This window comes from Enterococcus sp. C57 (assembly GCF_040887305.1).
Taxonomy (GTDB): Bacteria; Bacillota; Bacilli; order Lactobacillales; family Enterococcaceae; genus Enterococcus_B; species Enterococcus_B hirae.
On record NZ_JBFOFP010000010.1, the window covers coordinates 84,571 to 101,670 of the forward strand.

The 17,100-nt window shown below is 33.9% G+C and carries 16 protein-coding genes, 1 tRNA gene and 1 pseudogene; 1 reads left to right on the top strand and 17 read right to left on the bottom strand.

What is annotated here, in order from left to right; genetic code table 11:
* Window positions 1-15: 15 nt before the first annotated feature.
* From AB5M32_RS11995 to AB5M32_RS12025, 7 genes are all read right to left on the bottom strand, one after another.
* Window positions 16-468, bottom strand: coding sequence for a PTS sugar transporter subunit IIA (locus AB5M32_RS11995; protein WP_010720081.1), 453 nt, complete (start codon window positions 466-468; stop codon window positions 16-18).
* 19 nt (window positions 469-487) lie between these two features.
* Window positions 488-799, bottom strand: coding sequence for a PTS fructose transporter subunit IIB (locus tag AB5M32_RS12000; RefSeq protein WP_010720082.1), 312 nt, complete (start codon window positions 797-799; stop codon window positions 488-490).
* Window positions 796-1,236, bottom strand: coding sequence for a PTS sugar transporter subunit IIA (locus tag AB5M32_RS12005; protein ID WP_178286838.1), 441 nt, complete (start codon window positions 1,234-1,236; stop codon window positions 796-798). The genes AB5M32_RS12000 and AB5M32_RS12005 overlap by 4 nt, the downstream gene beginning before the upstream one ends.
* Complete coding sequence (locus tag AB5M32_RS12010) at window positions 1,226-2,710, bottom strand: PRD domain-containing protein (RefSeq protein ID WP_010720084.1); 1,485 nt, start codon at window positions 2,708-2,710, stop codon at window positions 1,226-1,228. The genes AB5M32_RS12005 and AB5M32_RS12010 overlap by 11 nt, the downstream gene beginning before the upstream one ends.
* Before the next feature lie 342 nt (window positions 2,711-3,052).
* Entirely contained in the window at window positions 3,053-4,192 is a 1,140-nt protein-coding gene (locus AB5M32_RS12015) for an AI-2E family transporter (protein ID WP_034699501.1), read from the bottom strand.
* Window positions 4,193-4,506: 314 nt separating this feature from the next.
* Window positions 4,507-5,220 (bottom strand): MgtC/SapB family protein, encoded by a 714-nt coding sequence (locus tag AB5M32_RS12020; RefSeq protein ID WP_096708457.1) that lies wholly within the window; start codon window positions 5,218-5,220, stop codon window positions 4,507-4,509.
* 145 nt (window positions 5,221-5,365) lie between these two features.
* On the bottom strand, window positions 5,366-6,067 hold the full coding sequence (locus tag AB5M32_RS12025) for a glucosamine-6-phosphate deaminase (RefSeq protein ID WP_010720087.1): 702 nt from the start codon (window positions 6,065-6,067) through the stop codon (window positions 5,366-5,368).
* Between the two features lie 429 nt (window positions 6,068-6,496).
* Here AB5M32_RS12025 and AB5M32_RS12030 point away from each other — a divergent pair, with 429 nt between their 5' ends.
* A complete protein-coding gene (locus AB5M32_RS12030; protein WP_368024481.1) occupies window positions 6,497-8,026 on the top strand; it encodes an ABC-F family ATP-binding cassette domain-containing protein in 1,530 nt (509 codons plus the stop codon).
* 341 nt (window positions 8,027-8,367) lie between these two features.
* Here AB5M32_RS12030 and AB5M32_RS12035 read toward each other — a convergent pair.
* From AB5M32_RS12035 to AB5M32_RS12080, 10 genes and pseudogenes are all read right to left on the bottom strand, one after another.
* Window positions 8,368-8,681, bottom strand: a pseudogene (locus AB5M32_RS12035) (type II toxin-antitoxin system PemK/MazF family toxin).
* The gene (locus tag AB5M32_RS12040) at window positions 8,682-8,915 is read right to left on the bottom strand and encodes an antitoxin MazE (protein WP_178286842.1); all 234 of its coding nucleotides are present in this window, start codon (window positions 8,913-8,915) and stop codon (window positions 8,682-8,684) included. It lies immediately after the preceding pseudogene.
* Between the two features lie 403 nt (window positions 8,916-9,318).
* Window positions 9,319-10,503, bottom strand: a complete 1,185-nt coding sequence (locus tag AB5M32_RS12045) for an MFS transporter (protein WP_178286844.1) — start codon at window positions 10,501-10,503, stop codon at window positions 9,319-9,321.
* Between the two features lie 176 nt (window positions 10,504-10,679).
* Window positions 10,680-11,357 (bottom strand): TVP38/TMEM64 family protein, encoded by a 678-nt coding sequence (locus tag AB5M32_RS12050; protein ID WP_010720092.1) that lies wholly within the window; start codon window positions 11,355-11,357, stop codon window positions 10,680-10,682.
* 395 nt (window positions 11,358-11,752) lie between these two features.
* Complete coding sequence (locus tag AB5M32_RS12055) at window positions 11,753-12,124, bottom strand: hypothetical protein (protein WP_242697192.1); 372 nt, start codon at window positions 12,122-12,124, stop codon at window positions 11,753-11,755.
* 13 nt (window positions 12,125-12,137) lie between these two features.
* On the bottom strand, window positions 12,138-12,866 hold the full coding sequence (locus AB5M32_RS12060) for a hypothetical protein (protein ID WP_161652239.1): 729 nt from the start codon (window positions 12,864-12,866) through the stop codon (window positions 12,138-12,140).
* A 1,557-nt stretch (window positions 12,867-14,423) separates the two neighbouring features.
* A complete protein-coding gene (locus tag AB5M32_RS12065) occupies window positions 14,424-14,903 on the bottom strand; it encodes a type II toxin-antitoxin system PemK/MazF family toxin (protein ID WP_081115339.1) in 480 nt (159 codons plus the stop codon).
* A complete protein-coding gene (locus AB5M32_RS12070; RefSeq protein WP_081115338.1) occupies window positions 14,896-15,723 on the bottom strand; it encodes a DUF3800 domain-containing protein in 828 nt (275 codons plus the stop codon). The genes AB5M32_RS12065 and AB5M32_RS12070 overlap by 8 nt, the downstream gene beginning before the upstream one ends.
* A gap of 122 nt (window positions 15,724-15,845) precedes the next feature.
* Window positions 15,846-15,908, bottom strand: a tRNA-Met gene (locus AB5M32_RS12075).
* Between the two features lie 152 nt (window positions 15,909-16,060).
* Window positions 16,061-17,044, bottom strand: a complete 984-nt coding sequence (locus tag AB5M32_RS12080; RefSeq protein ID WP_081115337.1) for an Abi family protein — start codon at window positions 17,042-17,044, stop codon at window positions 16,061-16,063.
* Window positions 17,045-17,100: the final 56 nt, after the last annotated feature.

Consider the following 17,100-nt stretch of genomic DNA (forward strand, 5'->3'; position numbering starts at 1 on the left):
ATCCTCCTTTGATTTTTAGCTGAATGCTGCGACCACTTCATCTGCATCTTTTGCTTGGATCAATTGCTCGATTACTTCATCATTACCTAGTTTCCTAGCAAATAGCGAAAGTAACTTCAAATGTTCTTGTGCCCCTTCGTTATCATCCCCCACTGCAAATAAAATAATTCCTTTGACTCCTTTACCATCTAATGATTCCCAAGGGATTTCATTTTCTGTAACACCGATTGCTACACCAATTCTATCTACATAAGGACTTTTCCCATGAGGAATGGCAATATAATTGCCGATCCCAGTTTGTCCTTCTTCTTCTCGCGCATAGATATCTGCCATGAAGCCATCTACATCTGTAATATAATGATTTTGCAATAACACCGTTGCCAATTCTTTGAGTACTTCATCTTTCGTTTCCCCCACTAAATTGGTCTTAATATTATTTGGATCAATGATTTTTGCTACTTCTACCATCAAATTTCACTCCTATTCTTTACTGTTTTACGACTTCCATGGCTTTCTCAATCAACTTATTTGGTGATTTGATCGCAATTTCAGTCGGTACTTGGATGATCCGCTTTCCTTCAAACCGTTCTCGACCACTGATTTTTACATCTACTGCTAAGATCACCAAATCTGCTTCTTTGATTTGTGCAGGCGTTAGTTCATTCTCGATCCCGATGGTTCCTTGGGTTTCTACGTGTATCTCATGCCCTGCTTTTTTAGCTGCATTTTCTAATTTTTCTTGAGCAATGTAGGTGTGGGCAATCCCCACGGTACAAGCTGCTACTCCAATGATTTTCATTTGTCATTTCTCCTTTCGTTTCCATCGATTGTTTCCAGTCTTTTTCCTTCTTTTAAAGTTTCGATTACTTGTTCATCTGCTAGTAGGCGCATGAAGTTTGCTATTTGACGCTTGGTTTCGATTTTTTCTTGCGGTGCCAGAAATACCGCAAGAATCAACTCGACTTGTTGGATTGCTGGGTTCCAGTGCGCAATTCTTTGTTCTAATGGCAAAATAATGACTTTTGTTGCTTTGACTAATTGGTTTTCAATATGAGGTAGAAGTACCCCTTCATCAATTTGAATATCTCCAGTTTCCTCGCGTTCCAACAACGCTTGTACGATTTGTTCTTTTTTTATTCCCATTTCTGAATCGACTTGCTGTGCTAGCCATTCATAGACTTCATTTCGTGAATGGAATACTGTGGGAGGAACATATTCGAGCCAATCATCTTTCATTGTATATTTCCTCAATCTTTCGTTGGATTCTTAACTGATCATCTGCTGTTAACATGCCGCTAACAAGTAATGTACGTGCAGGCAGCGGATCTTTGATTCCAATGGTGGTTAAAATCAATTCAATTCCGGGATTTTTTTCTAATGCTGATTGGTAATTCTTGGTGGCAATCACATCAACGACCGCCAGTTCAGGAAACTTCTTATTGATTTTTGCTCTTAATAATTCTGAAGTACCGATCCCTGTAGTACACATGATCAGTGTTTGAATCGGTAGTTGCTGTGTTTCCAACATCCGTGCAAAATATAATGTGATAAAACCGATTTCATCTTGATTGATCAAAGGCAGCTGATACTTTTTGCTAACATCTTTAGAAACAACTGATACATTTTTATAAATCTCTTCATAGGTCAATTGAATTTGTTCTAACAATCCGTTTTTGACATGGATATGATTTTTTAACCGATTGAGCATTGGTTTGATGTGATTGGCTAGATCAACAAAAATCGCTTCATTCGCCACCTTGAGATTGATTTTGTCGCCCACCTCTTTCAGGTAATAAGAGGTAATTTCTGATACTTTATCTGGAAAAACCTGTTTCTTTTGCGTTGTTTTTTCCATACGTGAGGATACTAGATATTGATACAAATAATAGACTTCGTTCATCGGTAAGCGAGTAACGAGATAACGTTCCACGTTTTGGATCACGATCATCGCCATCTCATAAATTGGACTTTCGTGGTCTAACGATTGAAGTTGCTCGGTAGATAACTCGATTTCTTTGATTTGGTAATTCGTCTTTCTGGAACGGCTGATCATGATGTACAGATGTGAAAAAATATTGACGTTATAAGGATAAGGGATTCCACCGCCTAATGTTTTTTCAATCAATTTCAATTGTTCTGATACAAACAACACATCGTAACGATTAAAATTCAACTCTTTTGTTCGATTGATTTCATCAATATCAAGAATATTCATCCGCCAGATGACTTCGGCGATCCCTCGCCGAATATTTGTTTCTGATCCTTGGATCGCAAGCGTGCGATTTTTACGGATCAGTTCAAGATCAAACTTTTTTATTTTCTTAGCAATCTGCTTTTCATCATTGGCAATAGCAGAATCACCAACATAATAATCTCTGAACAGCTCAGTGATTTTAAGTGCTTTAGGTGAAACCATTAGCAATTCTTCCATTACTCGATCTTGACGTTCAGCAGGCGATAGCTCTACAGAGGGTTTATTCAGCTCATTGGTTTGTTCGATAAACTTCCCATAATCTAATTTGTACCCCCGACCTTTTTCGGCTAGGATCAAGTGACCGTTAGGAAATTCAAGATTGATTTTCTTTATCAAACGGTAAATTGTTTTGGTCGAAGTTTCTAATAGAATGGCTAGTTCTTCTGAAGTCATATAATCTTTTTGTTTTGATAACAAAAGGATCAACTTATTTTCTCGATTCATCTGACTAGTCATGTTTCATCCCCCCCTGTGTATCTTTATCATAAGACACATTATTTATTTTGTTTCACTGGACTTTGTCCATTGCAACAGACAATTTTGTATGCGTTTTCTTCAACTTCGTTATCCGTTACTTACTTTTTACGAAAGCGTAAGAAAGATTTTGTTTATTATAGTCTTTTTTAACTTATTATGGGAAAAAATTACTCATTTTCAAACAATCCCAGGAACTCATAAGAATTTTAACAAAAAAAGAGAGTCTAGGACGTTTTCCTAGACTCTCTAATAAATAATGAATGGTGTATAAAATTGCTTAGTGACTACTGTTGTACTACCTTCTACTTCTTTATAGTACCTTTAATTTTCACGTCCATTCGTTTTTATCTCTTGGATCGTTGGTTCCACACCAGAATCAAACTTTCGCAATAAGTAAATTTTTCTGATATTCAAGACTAATGTTTTAATGACAGCATACACCGGAATACAAATCAACATTCCTAAAATCCCTGCGACACTGCCAGCACCGATCAACACTAAGATAATCGTTAATGGATGCATATTCATGTTTTTCCCAAATAATAACGGTTTGATTACATTTCCATCTAATTGTTGGATAACAAGGATCGAAAGCGCCATGTATAATGCTTGGAATGGTGAAACAAATAGACCAACGATCACTGCCGGGACAGCACCAATAAAAGGTCCCACATATGGAATAATATTGGTGATACCACAAAATACAGCTAACAATAAACTATACGGTTGTTTAAAGATGGTCATAGCGATAAAACTCATGATACCAATGATAACCGCATCAACGATTGTGCTACTAATGTATGCCGATAATGTCTCGTTTAATTCTTTGACCGTTTGACGTACCTCGCCCCGAATCCCTTGTGGAAAGAATTTTGCTAAAGCATCGATAAATTTGTGTCCGTCTTTAAACATGAATAATAGAATAAAAGGTACGGTAAACAGTAAAACAAAAAACTGCATCATAAATGAAAAAACTTTAGAGACACTGCTGGATAAGCTTACCAATACAATATTGAACAAATTACTCAACGAAAGATTAGCCGAAGCTAATTGTTCTTCAATATTGAAATTTTTGATTTCCTCACGCTGTGCCAATTCATTGAGCCATTTACTTGTCTCTTCCGCATACATTGGCAAACTTTTAGTCAACTGGATCGTCTGTTCTGCCAATTGAGGAATCACATTCATTATCGCTAAAACCGCTAGTACGACTAGAACAACTAGCGTTAATATGTATCCATAAACCCTTGGGATTTTTCGTTTTTCCAAAAAAACAACGACCGGATCAAACATATAATAGAAAAATCCAGCAACCAGCAATGGCAATAAAATCGCTGATAACATTTTTAACACTGGACTAAAGACATTTGGCATCTGTAAAATAAAATATACCCCAATAATCGTCAGTACCAACTCGACAGTCCAAAATAATAATTTTGAATTTTTAAACTTTTCTTGCATACCTCTCCTCCAACTCTTGATACTTTCATTTTATCATTTTATTAGAATTAAAGCGCTCTTTTCTGATAAACAGCTACAAAAATATTCCACCTTTTTCTAATAGTTCGTAGATAATTTACAAATTCACAAAAAATTTCTAAGTTTATCAACTGAAGTCTTTTCTAAACCATTGCAAGTAGATCAAAAAGACACCAAAAAACGCTCATTCGCTAAAATAGGAAATACTCTCTTAACGAATAAGCGTTTTTTTATAAGCTCCTCTTCATAAAACCAACGCGTGAAAAGCCTTATATTACCAACTGAAAGGAATTGTTTCATTGTGCCACACTAACTAAATGAAGCTTCATGATATTTTTGTAGGCAGATAACTCTTCAATGACATCTGCATACGTCATGCCTTTTGGTAAATCAATCGTATAAATGTTTTTGTACACTCGATAATCATCCACAAAATCCACATCAAAATTCACGTCTTCAATGAAGATTCCCCGTTGCTCAAAATACTCTGTCAAAAAATCTTTGGTTTCTTTCCGATGGATATATTGGATTTCTAATTTTTTAGTCGTTGGTACATGGATGATTTGTTTCACCACTGTTAATGCAATGACGATGCCAATAAAACTAATGATCGCAATCCAATAAAATCCCATACCAATGGCGATTCCTAGTCCAGCAATCGCCCACAGGGAAGCAGCTGTGGTTAGCCCGGTGACTGATTGTTTCGTCACAATGATCGTGCCAGCTCCTAAAAACCCAACGCCACTAACGACTTGTGCAATCAAACGTGCTTCATCTGAGCGAATCGTACCAACTAGTTCTGGGTATTCTAACGCATCACGTAACGCTTTACTTGCAATTTCCACTTGGATCAACGCAATGATACAAGCACCCATACATACTAAAATATGCGTCCGCATCCCTGCTGGACGATTTTTATATTGCCGTTCAAATCCAATCGCCCCGCCAAAGATCAATGCAATCCCTAGTCGTAAGATGATTTCTGGGACCGATAAGATCATCTCATCCATATAAATCCCCTCCAAACCAATATAGCATGTTTCGCAACTTCAAACAAAGCAAATCATCCCATTGCTTTGTACGACAGATTAAAAATCTTATTCGATCAAAAAAGGGAGCTGAAAACGAGCAGCCCCCCAAAATTTTTATTTATTCTTATAGTTTGCTTCCTGCTGCATCATCAATAATCACGATCACGTTGTCGTGTTCTTGTAAAGCACTTGCTGGCAAATCAGTGGTCATTGGTCCTTGAATCATTCCTTTGATTGCATCTGCTTTGTTTTCACCATAAGCAAGTAAGACAATCTCTTTTCCTTTTAAGATCGAACCAATCCCCATTGAAACAGCTTTTGTTGGAACATCTTCTGCTTTTTCAAAGAATCGTTTATTCGCATTGATCGTTGATTCTGTTAAGTCCACTACTGAAGTTGTGCCATCAAATGGTGCACCAGGTTCATTGAATCCGATATGTCCATTTTGACCAATTCCTAGAATTTGGATATCGATTGGATGTTGTTCAAGGATTTCATCGTATTCTTGACAAGCCGCTTCAAGATCAGCAGCTTTTCCATCTGGTACATATGATTCTTTAAATGGTTTTTTATCAAACAATTGGCTATTCATAAAATGACGGTAACTTTGATCATCTGAACCGCCTAGTCCAACGTACTCGTCTAAGTTTACAGAAGTCATGTCACTGAAATCCAGATCGCTTGAAGTCATTTCTTTGTATAAAGTAATTGGCGTACTACCTGTTGCAAGACCTAATACTTTTGCCCCATTTTCCATGCCTTTTTTAATAATTTCAAAAGCTTTTTTTCCGCCCTCTTCAGCATTTTTCACTCGAATGATTTCCATAACGACTACTCCTTTGTTTTTGGTATAGCCCAATTATAGCACGACTTGTCTTTTTTTACAATATTAGTATAGACCAAAACCGACGATTTTCGTTTTCTTGACAATCTTGTCCCCTGCATGTTAGGTTGCATAAGATAACCTATCGCATGTCCTTTAAACTGATACTTTTAGTATACGTTTTTTATAATTAAAATATTAAAGACCAAGAAATTTAGAAAACAATCGCTACTTCTCATTAACTGAGAAACGATTTTCTAAAAGACGAGCAACTTATTTAAAAATTTTAACTGACATGTTCTCCTAGATTCGTTCGATCATGTCGAATGATCCTATAGTATGTTGAACAACTTCAGATCAGCTTTTTTATTTGTTTTGCTTTCTTCTATTAGTCTTCTTAACATGCATAACATTATTAGAAAGGAACAGAACATGAGTCTTTTAACATTAACAAATATCACGCAACAATTTGGAGATAAAATCTTATATGAAAATGTACAACTCCAAGTCAATGCTGGAGAACATCTAGGATTGATCGGACAAAATGGAGCTGGCAAAAGTACGTTGATCAAGATCATCACAGGAGAAATTCTACCAGATGATGGACAAGTCCATTGGCAAAAAAATATCCATAGAGGCTATTTAGATCAATATGTAGCGGTGGATGAAACATTGACCATCGAAGAATTTTTAAAAACAGCCTACTCTGATGAATTTAAAAAAGAAGCATTGATTACCCAACTTTATCAAGAATACAGCGAAACAATGGAAGAGGCGTTACTCGAAAAAGCGGGAAAGCTTCAAACAGAATTAGACCAAGGAGTATTCTATCAAATTGATACCTTGGTCGCTGAGATGAGTAGTGGTCTAGGCATTGACGTTTTAGGATTGTCCACTCCTCTAAAAAAACTGAGTGGTGGTCAACGTTCCAAAGTGATTTTGGCAAAATTACTCTTAGAAAATCCCGATGTTCTGATCTTAGATGAACCAACCAATCACTTAGATGACCAACATATCCAATGGCTTACTCAATTTTTACAATCATTCGAGGGCGCTTATATCGTGATTTCTCATGACCAAGAATTTTTAGATAAAATCACAACCCATATCGCTGACATAGAATTTGGTAAAATCACCAAATATACGGGTCATTTAAAACAAGCATTACGACAAAAAGAACAAAACCGTGAAAGTTATCTACGCCAATTCCATGCCCAACAAAAGCACATCGAAAAAACCGAAGCTTATATCCGAAAATATAAAGCTGGTTCTCGCTCTACCATGGCAAAAAGTCGCCAAAAACAATTAGATAAAATTGAGCGATTGACTCCGCCTGCCTCAACAGCTAAGCCAATCTTTGATTTTCCTTATTCTCCGATCGTAACGACATTGGCTGTTGAAACGACCGATTTAGTTATTGGGTATGACCGACCTTTGCTTTCGCCGATCAACCTAACCATCCGCTTTGGTGAAAAAGTGGCGATTCGTGGATTTAACGGTATTGGTAAATCCACACTTTTGAAAACCTTGATTGGCGAAATCGAACAACTAGCCGGCGAATATCACTTTCCCGACAACACAGCGATCAATTATTTTTCACAAGATCTCATTTGGGAAAAACCTTTAGAAACACCCTTACAATATCTAGGCGCACTGTTTCCTAAAGCAACCGTTAAAGAATTAAGAAGACAACTAGCCAAATCTGGTTTAGTCAATCAACTAGCTAGTGAACCACTTTCTACTCTTAGCGGTGGTGAACAAACCAAAGTAAAATTGGCACAACTCACGATGAACCAAGGAAACTTATTAATTCTTGATGAACCAACGAATCATATCGATCATGAAACAAAAGATAGCTTACAAACCGGTATCAAGCATTTTCCTGGGACGGTAATCATCGTCTCTCATGAACAAGAATTTTACCAAGATTTAGTCGATCGAGTCATTGAAATCGAGGGATAAAATTGACTAAATTCTCTAAAAATAGATTATGTACAGCCTTTAACACCAGCCTGTCTCCTCTACACAAGAACCCTTGTGTGGATGGGGCTATTGCTGTTTCACTCATCGTTTTTTACAATCTTTTCTTTTTTCTTAAGTGTTCAGGTAAACATCGCCCCAATTTAGAACCGTAAAAAAAAACGGTAGTCTTATTAAGTGTCTATTGTATCTTCATTCGCCAAAGTTCGAAGATGGTTACTTTTTTCTACATGGTCAATTATTAGCAAAACCAACGTCGTAAAAGCGGTGAGTAATCTAACTTTCTCTAAAATGGAAATTACTACTTTGCCCGTTATCTCCTACTAAATAAACATCCCTATCACTTCCACCACTTCAATCCATGTCAACAAATCGCATTGTTCAATTTTTCAATATTTCTTGTGGTATTTAATTGGTGTGTTGCTACTTCACCCACTATTTTCTGTGGGTCTTTTATTTCAATATATGTTGCAAAGTTCCTCTTTGTAGAAGTGATAGGACAAACTAAGCAAAAACCTGTACGCTCATTAAACACGTCTCTACTAACTACTAACGCAGGTCTACGCTTTCTTATATCTTTACCTTTAGAAGGGTCAAAGTCAATCCAAATAATATCCTTTTGTTTTGGATATTTCATCTAGTATTCCTCGCCTTCAAGTTTCATGCTATCCCATTCGGATTCTTCGGCTGTAATCGATTCTCTAAAACCTTCCCAAGCCTTTTCGTTTTTAAAAATATCTCCTTTCTTAGGTTTCAATATATACGCTTCTCCTACTTTCAAAATAGTAAATATTTCTCCCACTTTTGGAGATATATCCTTCGGGAAAATTGTTCCCACAGAATTACCTATTTTTCTTGCTACTGTTTCCATATCTTTCATCTCCAATCCTTTTGCTAAATTAAGTTAAACTCAGTTTAACGAAATTATCAAAACATATCTTTTAAGTGAATAGATTTTTATGGAAACAACTCATTTTCATATGAAAATGTTATACAAATTAAATATAAAAATTTCTAAGTAGTCTACTGAATATTTTTTTGGATCTTTCATAATATAACTGGTACTAAACAAAGTGATTTTATACTATTGAACGTATCCATATTATTTTTTCGTTGGAAGTTGCACGAAATTTTTTAATAACTGCGGTTGATCACGAAATCAGTTATAGAAACTCCCAAATAAAATAGGATAGAAGTATATTAAAAAAGTAAGCGAAGGAATCGAAAAACGACTTTCGAATCCTTCAGCTTACTTTTCAAGTTGGACACTTCTATCATGACCGCTTTTGAAAAATGATGTATTGACAAATATAGGCACATAATTGAAAGGCTATACCAGTAAGTGTCACACCGAGCCAACCAAATTGTTGCCACATCGTTGTGCCTAGTAATGAACCAGTAGCACCACCAATAAAATACATAAACATAAATACTGTATTATTCCGATTACTTGCTGCTTCGCCTAGTCCTTGTACTCGTGTCTGATTTGCCACTTGACCAAATTGATTCCCGACATCTAACAGAATAATTGCCACTAACAAAACGACTAAATGACTCCCTGCAACTAATAAAGCAACAAAACTGAGCGTTTGCATCGCAAGTCCCATTCCGACAATCTTTCTCTCGGAATAAGAATCAGACAACCGGCCAACAATCGGTGCAGCTACTGCTCCTGATAGTCCAAAAATCGCCAAAATTCCTGCTTCAAATGTTCCCCAATGGTACACCGGACTACTGATATAAAAAATCAATGTTGACCAAAAAATCGAAAAAGTTCCAAACATAAAAAAGCCACTAATAGACGCTTCTCTCAATAAGCGTTGTGTTTTCACTAAATAAGGTAAACTTTTTAAGGAATCAAGATACGATACAGATGAAGTTGTTTTTATTTGCGTTCTTGGCATTTTCCAATACAATAAACCGGTCAAGATAGCCACTAACACTAAAGCAAAAAGATAAATCATCCGCCAAGAAAAGAGGCTTGCTACAATGCCCGAAACCGTCCGTGAAAGTAAGATCCCCACTAATAAACCGCTTAACAAGGTCCCCATCACTTTTCCTCTAGCCTTGGGCCCTGCCAATACTGCTCCATAGGGAATAATGATTTGGGGTACGATCGATAATAAGCCGATCAAAAAAGAAGCACACGCAAATAATGTAAATGACGGTGCAAAAAAGGCCGCTAATAATGAAATCGCAGAGAGTGCAGCCATTCGGATAATCAGCTTCGGACGATCGACTACATCCCCTAATGGCACCAAAAACAACAAACCTAACGCATAACCAAGTTGAGTCAACATCGTCAAAATACCAATTGCACTTGTGCTAACCGATAAACTGGCTGCCACTTTCGTACCGATCGGTTGGATATAATACATATTCGCTACTACCACGCCACAAGTAATTGATAAGAGCAAAATCAGTGAAGAAGTTAACGTCGTTTTTTCATTTTTATCCATTTATTTCCCTCATTTCCTTTATTAGTTTACAACTTCTAAGAAAAATTGGGAATAGGAAAGTTCAGTGTTTTACTACTTTATGAAACATAAGTTATCGTGAAATTAAAATAAAAATGAATCTTAAAAGTATAGAACGAAATCAAAGGGATATTTCTTTTAATCATTGATAATATCAATTATTTTACATGTCGTTTTCTACGATCCTTGTAAATAATTACCACTAGAAGTGTCAAAATAAGGACACTAGCTACTAACAACAAAGCCGTCTTACTATAGCCATGAAATAACGCTTCGCCTCCACAAGCATAAAGAATTGAGGAAGGAATCACGCCAATCACGATTGATAAAATGATGTCACGAATTTGTAGATTTAACGTCATCGCTGCAAAGTTGATAACGGAAGAAGGGATCACAGGAACCATGTACCCCACCATTACGCCAATTTTGGGATGTTTCATATTGCGGATCGCAGTTACCCAGCGATTGGATTTTTTTGAATGATCAAACAGCTTTAAATGTTGCATTAAAAAAATCGATAACATATTCCCAAAAGCATTACCAGAGACATTGATTAAAGTTCCTAGCAACGGACCATAGCTTAAACCTACCAATACACCGATGACAGAAGTAGGGATACCTGGAACAGCACACATCACGCTGATCAGTAATATCAAAAAGAGCGCTGTCCGAAAGCCATGTGATCGAATCTGATCCAGTAATGCTTGTCGACTGGTCTTGGGATCCAAAAACATTTGGATATCCGTCTGATACTCCAAATATAAACGATAACCAATAAATAGAATCAAAAGGAGTCCAATAATGATTAAGAAAACACGTAGTTTTTTTGTTTTCATTTTTTCACCTGCCTAAAATAATCCATCTTCTATTAGAGTATCACAAAAATAACCATGAGTCTTTTTTATTCATTTTACGCTTTTTATCACATTGGTAATTATTCAGAAGTATGAGAAAAAGAGTCTGGGGAATCACTTTAAAAACGGGTAAACGGTATTCAAAGAGCTGCCCTTAGGCGATAAGTCAAAAAATCTCAAAACATGGGAAGCTGTTTCAAAAAATTCTTTCTTATTGTCATTGGAGCTACCCGATGCTTTCACAACTTCATTTTCGCGGTATTCCAAATTCTATCAGAAAATAAGCCGAAGAACACCAAAAATAGGGGATGCTATTTTTGGATTCTCCGGCTTATTTCTCAGAGCTAGACACTTCTGTCACAGTCTCTTCTGTTCATTTATTTTCCTTTTTTATGTGTTTGAAAAAGTCTTTTTTTTATCGTTAATCTGGCAAAGAAAATAGCCAAAAGGATTCCTAAGATAATTAGATAGGGTATGAATGTAAGTGTTATTTCTTCTAACCCAAAATGATCGAATATTTTTTTTAATAAATAATCACTCAAAAAAACGAGGAAAAGCACACGAAACGTTCCCCAAGCTTTAGCATTTGGTAGCATCTCAACCATACCGACAACAACAATAGGTACTCTAAAATAAATTTCATTGAGAGTAAATGAGTGATGCCCTTTCAAAATGAATTCTACACTTCCTATTAAAATAAACAATACAAGAAATACACCTATTATATATCTGGAATCGAACTTTTTCATCATTACACCTTACTTACATTGTTTTATATTCTGTTCCAATAAAAACAGTCTGCGAATCATTCCACATTTCCCGAACGTATAATCCAATCCAACCGTTCCCATTTGTATCTAGTGCTGCTGCAATAGCCTCTCCAGTACTTAATCCTTTTGCCCCCATATATCCTAGTAACAAATCAGCTGCTTTTGCAGTAATACCAAAAACATTTGCTGTAAATGCAACTACTGCTCCCACTGAAAGATCAGTAAGGAATGAAAAAAGATTTGTTCCTACCGCAATATTAGTATATCTCCAAGGCGTATAATAATATCTTGGACTAATATTGATAGGATTTGTACTCTCATCAATTGTAGCATACGCAAAATGCTCTGTGTTTACAACATAGTTGCCATCATACCCTTTTATTGTTTTTTCAACAATTACTTCTTTATCTGTTCTTTTCACGGCTAAAATTTCCGAAGTGGTTGGGTTTGAAATTTCAGTAGCTACAGCATTTAAATTTTCATCTAACAACTGACTGATTTTAGTATCACCATCATAAGAAACATTTACACTAAATTTCGGATTTTTATTTGCAACCGCATCAGTAAACAACTTGGATTCTGGTAAATCATTAATCTTATCAACTTTTGTTCCAATTTCAGCTGCAAATACAGTACTACTCAATCCTAGCACTGGGGAGACAGAAGTTGCAACTAACATAAGAGTTGCCGAAGATAACACCGCTATTTTTTTTATATTCATATAACTTACCTCCAATATTATATTCTGTTATTTTAACCTTTTTTCATAGGAAGCGCTTTCTATGTTAACTACATTAAAACACATTTTTATTTAATTTGTTAAATAATTTATGTTTTTTAATAGAAGATGTTATGTTTTGTAACTTTAAATCTTTATTTATATATTATTTATACATTATTTTCTCTAAAAAATAACATTTTTTACTTTAAAATAAAAAAATTAAATAATTCTATTTATCCTAGTCAAACTAAATTTATTGGAGAAAAAATATATTCAATACAAAAATACCAAACATAACACGTTTAAATATTTCGATAATACAGAAATCACCGAATATGATATTAGAAAGAACAGAAAGAAGCTTTTCTTCTTTCTGTTCCAGTTATTATAAGATTTCTCTATAGCATTATCATTTGACAAAGAGCCAAAAAAAGTACCGCAATCCTAAGTGAACAGGATTGCGGTACTCGAATCATTAAATAAAATTATTTAACAGTTTTTATTTTTCCATTTTTTGACTAATTCTAGTTAATTCTGATTGCTTTAATATCAACTTTTATAAAGTTTTTCAGTTACTAATATTTTCTATATTTTTCTAAAAAGTATGGTCAAAGTATGGTCATTTTTCATTACGTTTGACACATTTTATTTATCAAGTATAATGATAGTTGAAAGTGAATTTAAACAAATATACACCATAAACACAACGTACCTGCGAATACGTTGTGTTTTTTCTTTTTCAAAAAAAGACGCTTACCGCTGCGAAACAGTAAGCGCCATGTCGGCTCTAATGTTTATCTAGCCAATGACTAAATAATGCCAACGTTAAACCAATTAACAATGGCAAGAGCACGTGCTCTAAAGTGAATTCAAACAAATTATACACCTCCTTCCACAAAAATCTCTGTGGAAGCGACGAGCCGACATTTTATTATAGCATTATTGAATTTTATTTTTTACAACTTTTTATACAATAATCTATGAATTTTCACAACCAAGTTATTTGCAAATAATCTAAAAAAGCTACTCTTTCGAGTAGCCTTGAACGGATGTCATCATCTTGGGGGGGTTCAGAAAAAATTCATTTTTTATAGATTGTGTAAAATGATGACACTGTCATTTTACCACGATTGAAATTATTGTTTTATTACTTTTTTGACGTACAGATAAAAATAAAAAATACCACCCGAAGGTGGCTGAAGAAAAGCTTTTATTTGTAAGTTGTTTTATATATAAACAATAAAATAAACAACAGCAAATGAAATAACTTTTTTGGACCTATCGCTATACATAAAAACTATTTTGTTCCCTTTTATTTTTCTTTAACATAACTAGAAAATCATAGAATTATAATTGTATACAATTTGTGTTTGTTAATTCAAAAATTTTATAATTTATAAAAAGATTAAAAAAGGAGAAGCTAAAAGTAGCTTCTCCTTTTTTAATCCACAATTAAACGTTTGGGATATCCCCGAACCAACATTGTGTGTATAGGCCTATGACTAGATAGGCAATGTAAGTTAATTTTAAACTGTACGTATTATATTGTCAATATAATTATAAATCAAACAATGTTTTTAGTCTAATTTTAATAGCTGAGATGTCAGTGTCCTCTATTCTGCCAATATACTTACTCAGTCTAACACTACTAACTGTTCTTACATTTTCTACTAGAACTGTCGAGTCATTAACTAAATATGGGTATTTTTCTTTTCTAAGTACATAATGAGTCTTCATCATTGGACTTCTCTCTAAAATAGGGTTTAATTTGATAGTACTTGTTAAAGGAGCTACTGTAATTAGTCCATTTTTATTGTATCGATTAGCAGATAAAATTAAAACTGGTCTTTCTTTAGCTTGTTCGTGCCCTATATTTTCTCCTAACTCACAACTATATATTTCACCTTGATTAAGGTAACGTTTTTTTAATTTATCTTCGTTATCAATCCAATCCAGAGCCAAAATTTCTTTAGATATGGACCATATTTCTAATTGTTGACATTTATTTTGTTTTGCTAATTCTTTGTCATCAATCATGAATAATCACTTCCTGTAAATTCTTAGGAAAAATTTTCAAACCTTTCCCTTCATAATTAGGATATCCAAAAATTTTTTCCTTAATACAGTTAAATTCATCATCTTCTTTTCCTGTTTTTATAAATTTGTGTATCCTATAAGAAATTAAATCAGAAATTTCTAAAATCCAGTATGATTGTTTTTTATTTTTAGTACGTTTTGGATTGAAGTATACTCCCTTTATACAAGAAAAATTTTCCACGTTATTAAAATCATTGCCAACTTGTAACAACTCTTTCATTTTTTGAAGTACAAAATCATCCTCTTTTGTTCCTCTAGATTCTAGTATAACTATACCTTTTTTTCTTTCTCTTCTCATATCAAAACAAAATCTTTCAATAATAAATTCTACTCCCAACTCATATACTGGTCTAGGAATATAATATTTCTCACAATGTTTCTTTTTATCTATAGTCGATGAATAAATTTGAATTGGAAGATTATTCAACATCTCATCCAAGTCTTGTTTAAATTTATTGTAATCAATATTTTTAGGATTAAACGGTCCTTGTTTTTTTCGAATATCTTTAGAATGCAATACTACTCTTTCTCCTTTAAACAAACCACTATCCCAAAAATTATTTTTTAACTTCATAATCTCATCACAAATTACTTTATAATCTTCCATATTAATGTGAATACCAGTAATTGTAAATAACCGATTGTCATTATTAAATTGAAAAGCATTTTTTAAAGTAGGAGTTCCATTCTCATCAATAGCAAATATACTATCTACATTCTCTAAGCTTTCAATACTAGTTGGTTCATCGTACCATCCCATTACTTAATACCTCTTAAAAAATATATTAACAAAATAATTAAAACAAATTCATTTGACTAATACAAGTCAGATTAATAATTTTTATTTCTATTAAATAGACATATTTAAAGTATATTTTATGTACCCTGTAGGACTCGAACCTACGACCGGACGGTTATGAGCCGTCTGCTCTGACTAACTGAGCTAGGGGTATAGGTTAGATTTTCCCAAACTACCAACATAATCATAATAAAAAACACCCCACGCATGGAGTGTTTTAGGTACAAACCGAAGTAATGTACCGCTATTTGATAATAAAATTATCCCATATAGAATATAAAATGTAAACAAATTTCACTTATTTTCTGATAAAATTTTTAAGAGCTACTATTTTATTTTTTGCATCTGTTCCTATTATAGCCGTATACGTACTAAACGGAACACTTAAAAAGAGTGTTTCTCTAATATCGTCAAAGTGTCTTACATATCTATTCAACTCAGTTTTAGTTACATTAATTTTTTTCAATAACATAACCAATAAAATCATAAAATCCATCAAGGTATCAAATGTAATATTTTTTATCCCTGTTACCTTTTCCAAATATCCCTTAAGTTGATTTGAAGTATTAGAATTATTGAATCTACAATCAAAAATTACCGAATTATGCATAGTAGCATTTCTAAGTCCCGTTAAACAAAATACTATGTTTTCTATGACTCTTCCATTTTGATTAAAACCACTATGATGTAAATTTATACTTTCAGCAAAATTAATTCTTAATTCTTTATTTAAGCATCCAATAAAATTACCGAATTCTCCAAAAGTTATTATCTCAAAATATGCCCACAAAGGCAGTGGTTTATTGCAATGAAAAAAGTGTTGCACTGCTGGATGACCATTACCATAGTTATAAGCAATCGTTTCATCTATTTTTTCTCTTAATTTAAGGTTTTTAGCTAAATATTTTTTGTAATCTCTAGATCCTACTTCTTTTGATGCATAGTCTCTAAGCTTATTTTTGTAGATATATTCAATGTCACATTGTTCTCCTTTAACTAAAAAATCTATTAACCTATTTTTTAATGATGTTTCTATCTTAATTAACATTGGATAAAAAATTGTTTTCATTTCTAAATCAAAATCGTAAACAGCTTTTACTTCGTCAAATTCTTCGAATTGCTGCATATTTTTTCTCTCTTTTATATACATCGAAGCCTTATAACCATGATAGTATCCCATATTCAATAAGTTTTGTTTATCTCTACTACCATTAATTTTTATATTATGGTTATTTCTCATATGTCTCATTAAGCCATCAATAGATTTTCCCTTTTCGTTCATAAGCTCAATCCTTTTTCCAAATATGAATAGTTGCTAAAAGTAGCATACCACAGTTT

Coding starts and splice junctions, on each gene's coding strand:
- AB5M32_RS12020 (WP_096708457.1), bottom strand. CDS start 5,220: ATGGATGAGATGATCTTATCGGTCCCAGAAATCATCTTACGACTAGGG.
- AB5M32_RS12030 (WP_368024481.1), top strand. CDS start 6,497: ATGAGTCTTTTAACATTAACAAATATCACGCAACAATTTGGAGATAAA.
- AB5M32_RS12055 (WP_242697192.1), bottom strand. CDS start 12,124: ATGAAAAAGTTCGATTCCAGATATATAATAGGTGTATTTCTTGTATTG.
- AB5M32_RS12025 (WP_010720087.1), bottom strand. CDS start 6,067: ATGGAAATCATTCGAGTGAAAAATGCTGAAGAGGGCGGAAAAAAAGCT.
- AB5M32_RS12060 (WP_161652239.1), bottom strand. CDS start 12,866: ATGAATATAAAAAAAATAGCGGTGTTATCTTCGGCAACTCTTATGTTA.
- AB5M32_RS11995 (WP_010720081.1), bottom strand. CDS start 468: ATGGTAGAAGTAGCAAAAATCATTGATCCAAATAATATTAAGACCAAT.
- AB5M32_RS12080 (WP_081115337.1), bottom strand. CDS start 17,044: ATGAACGAAAAGGGAAAATCTATTGATGGCTTAATGAGACATATGAGA.
- AB5M32_RS12010 (WP_010720084.1), bottom strand. CDS start 2,710: ATGACTAGTCAGATGAATCGAGAAAATAAGTTGATCCTTTTGTTATCA.
- AB5M32_RS12015 (WP_034699501.1), bottom strand. CDS start 4,192: ATGCAAGAAAAGTTTAAAAATTCAAAATTATTATTTTGGACTGTCGAG.
- AB5M32_RS12065 (WP_081115339.1), bottom strand. CDS start 14,903: ATGATTGATGACAAAGAATTAGCAAAACAAAATAAATGTCAACAATTA.
- AB5M32_RS12045 (WP_178286844.1), bottom strand. CDS start 10,503: ATGGATAAAAATGAAAAAACGACGTTAACTTCTTCACTGATTTTGCTC.
- AB5M32_RS12070 (WP_081115338.1), bottom strand. CDS start 15,723: ATGGGATGGTACGATGAACCAACTAGTATTGAAAGCTTAGAGAATGTA.
- AB5M32_RS12040 (WP_178286842.1), bottom strand. CDS start 8,915: ATGGAAACAGTAGCAAGAAAAATAGGTAATTCTGTGGGAACAATTTTC.
- AB5M32_RS12000 (WP_010720082.1), bottom strand. CDS start 799: ATGAAAATCATTGGAGTAGCAGCTTGTACCGTGGGGATTGCCCACACC.
- AB5M32_RS12005 (WP_178286838.1), bottom strand. CDS start 1,236: ATGAAAGATGATTGGCTCGAATATGTTCCTCCCACAGTATTCCATTCA.
- AB5M32_RS12050 (WP_010720092.1), bottom strand. CDS start 11,357: ATGAAAACAAAAAAACTACGTGTTTTCTTAATCATTATTGGACTCCTT.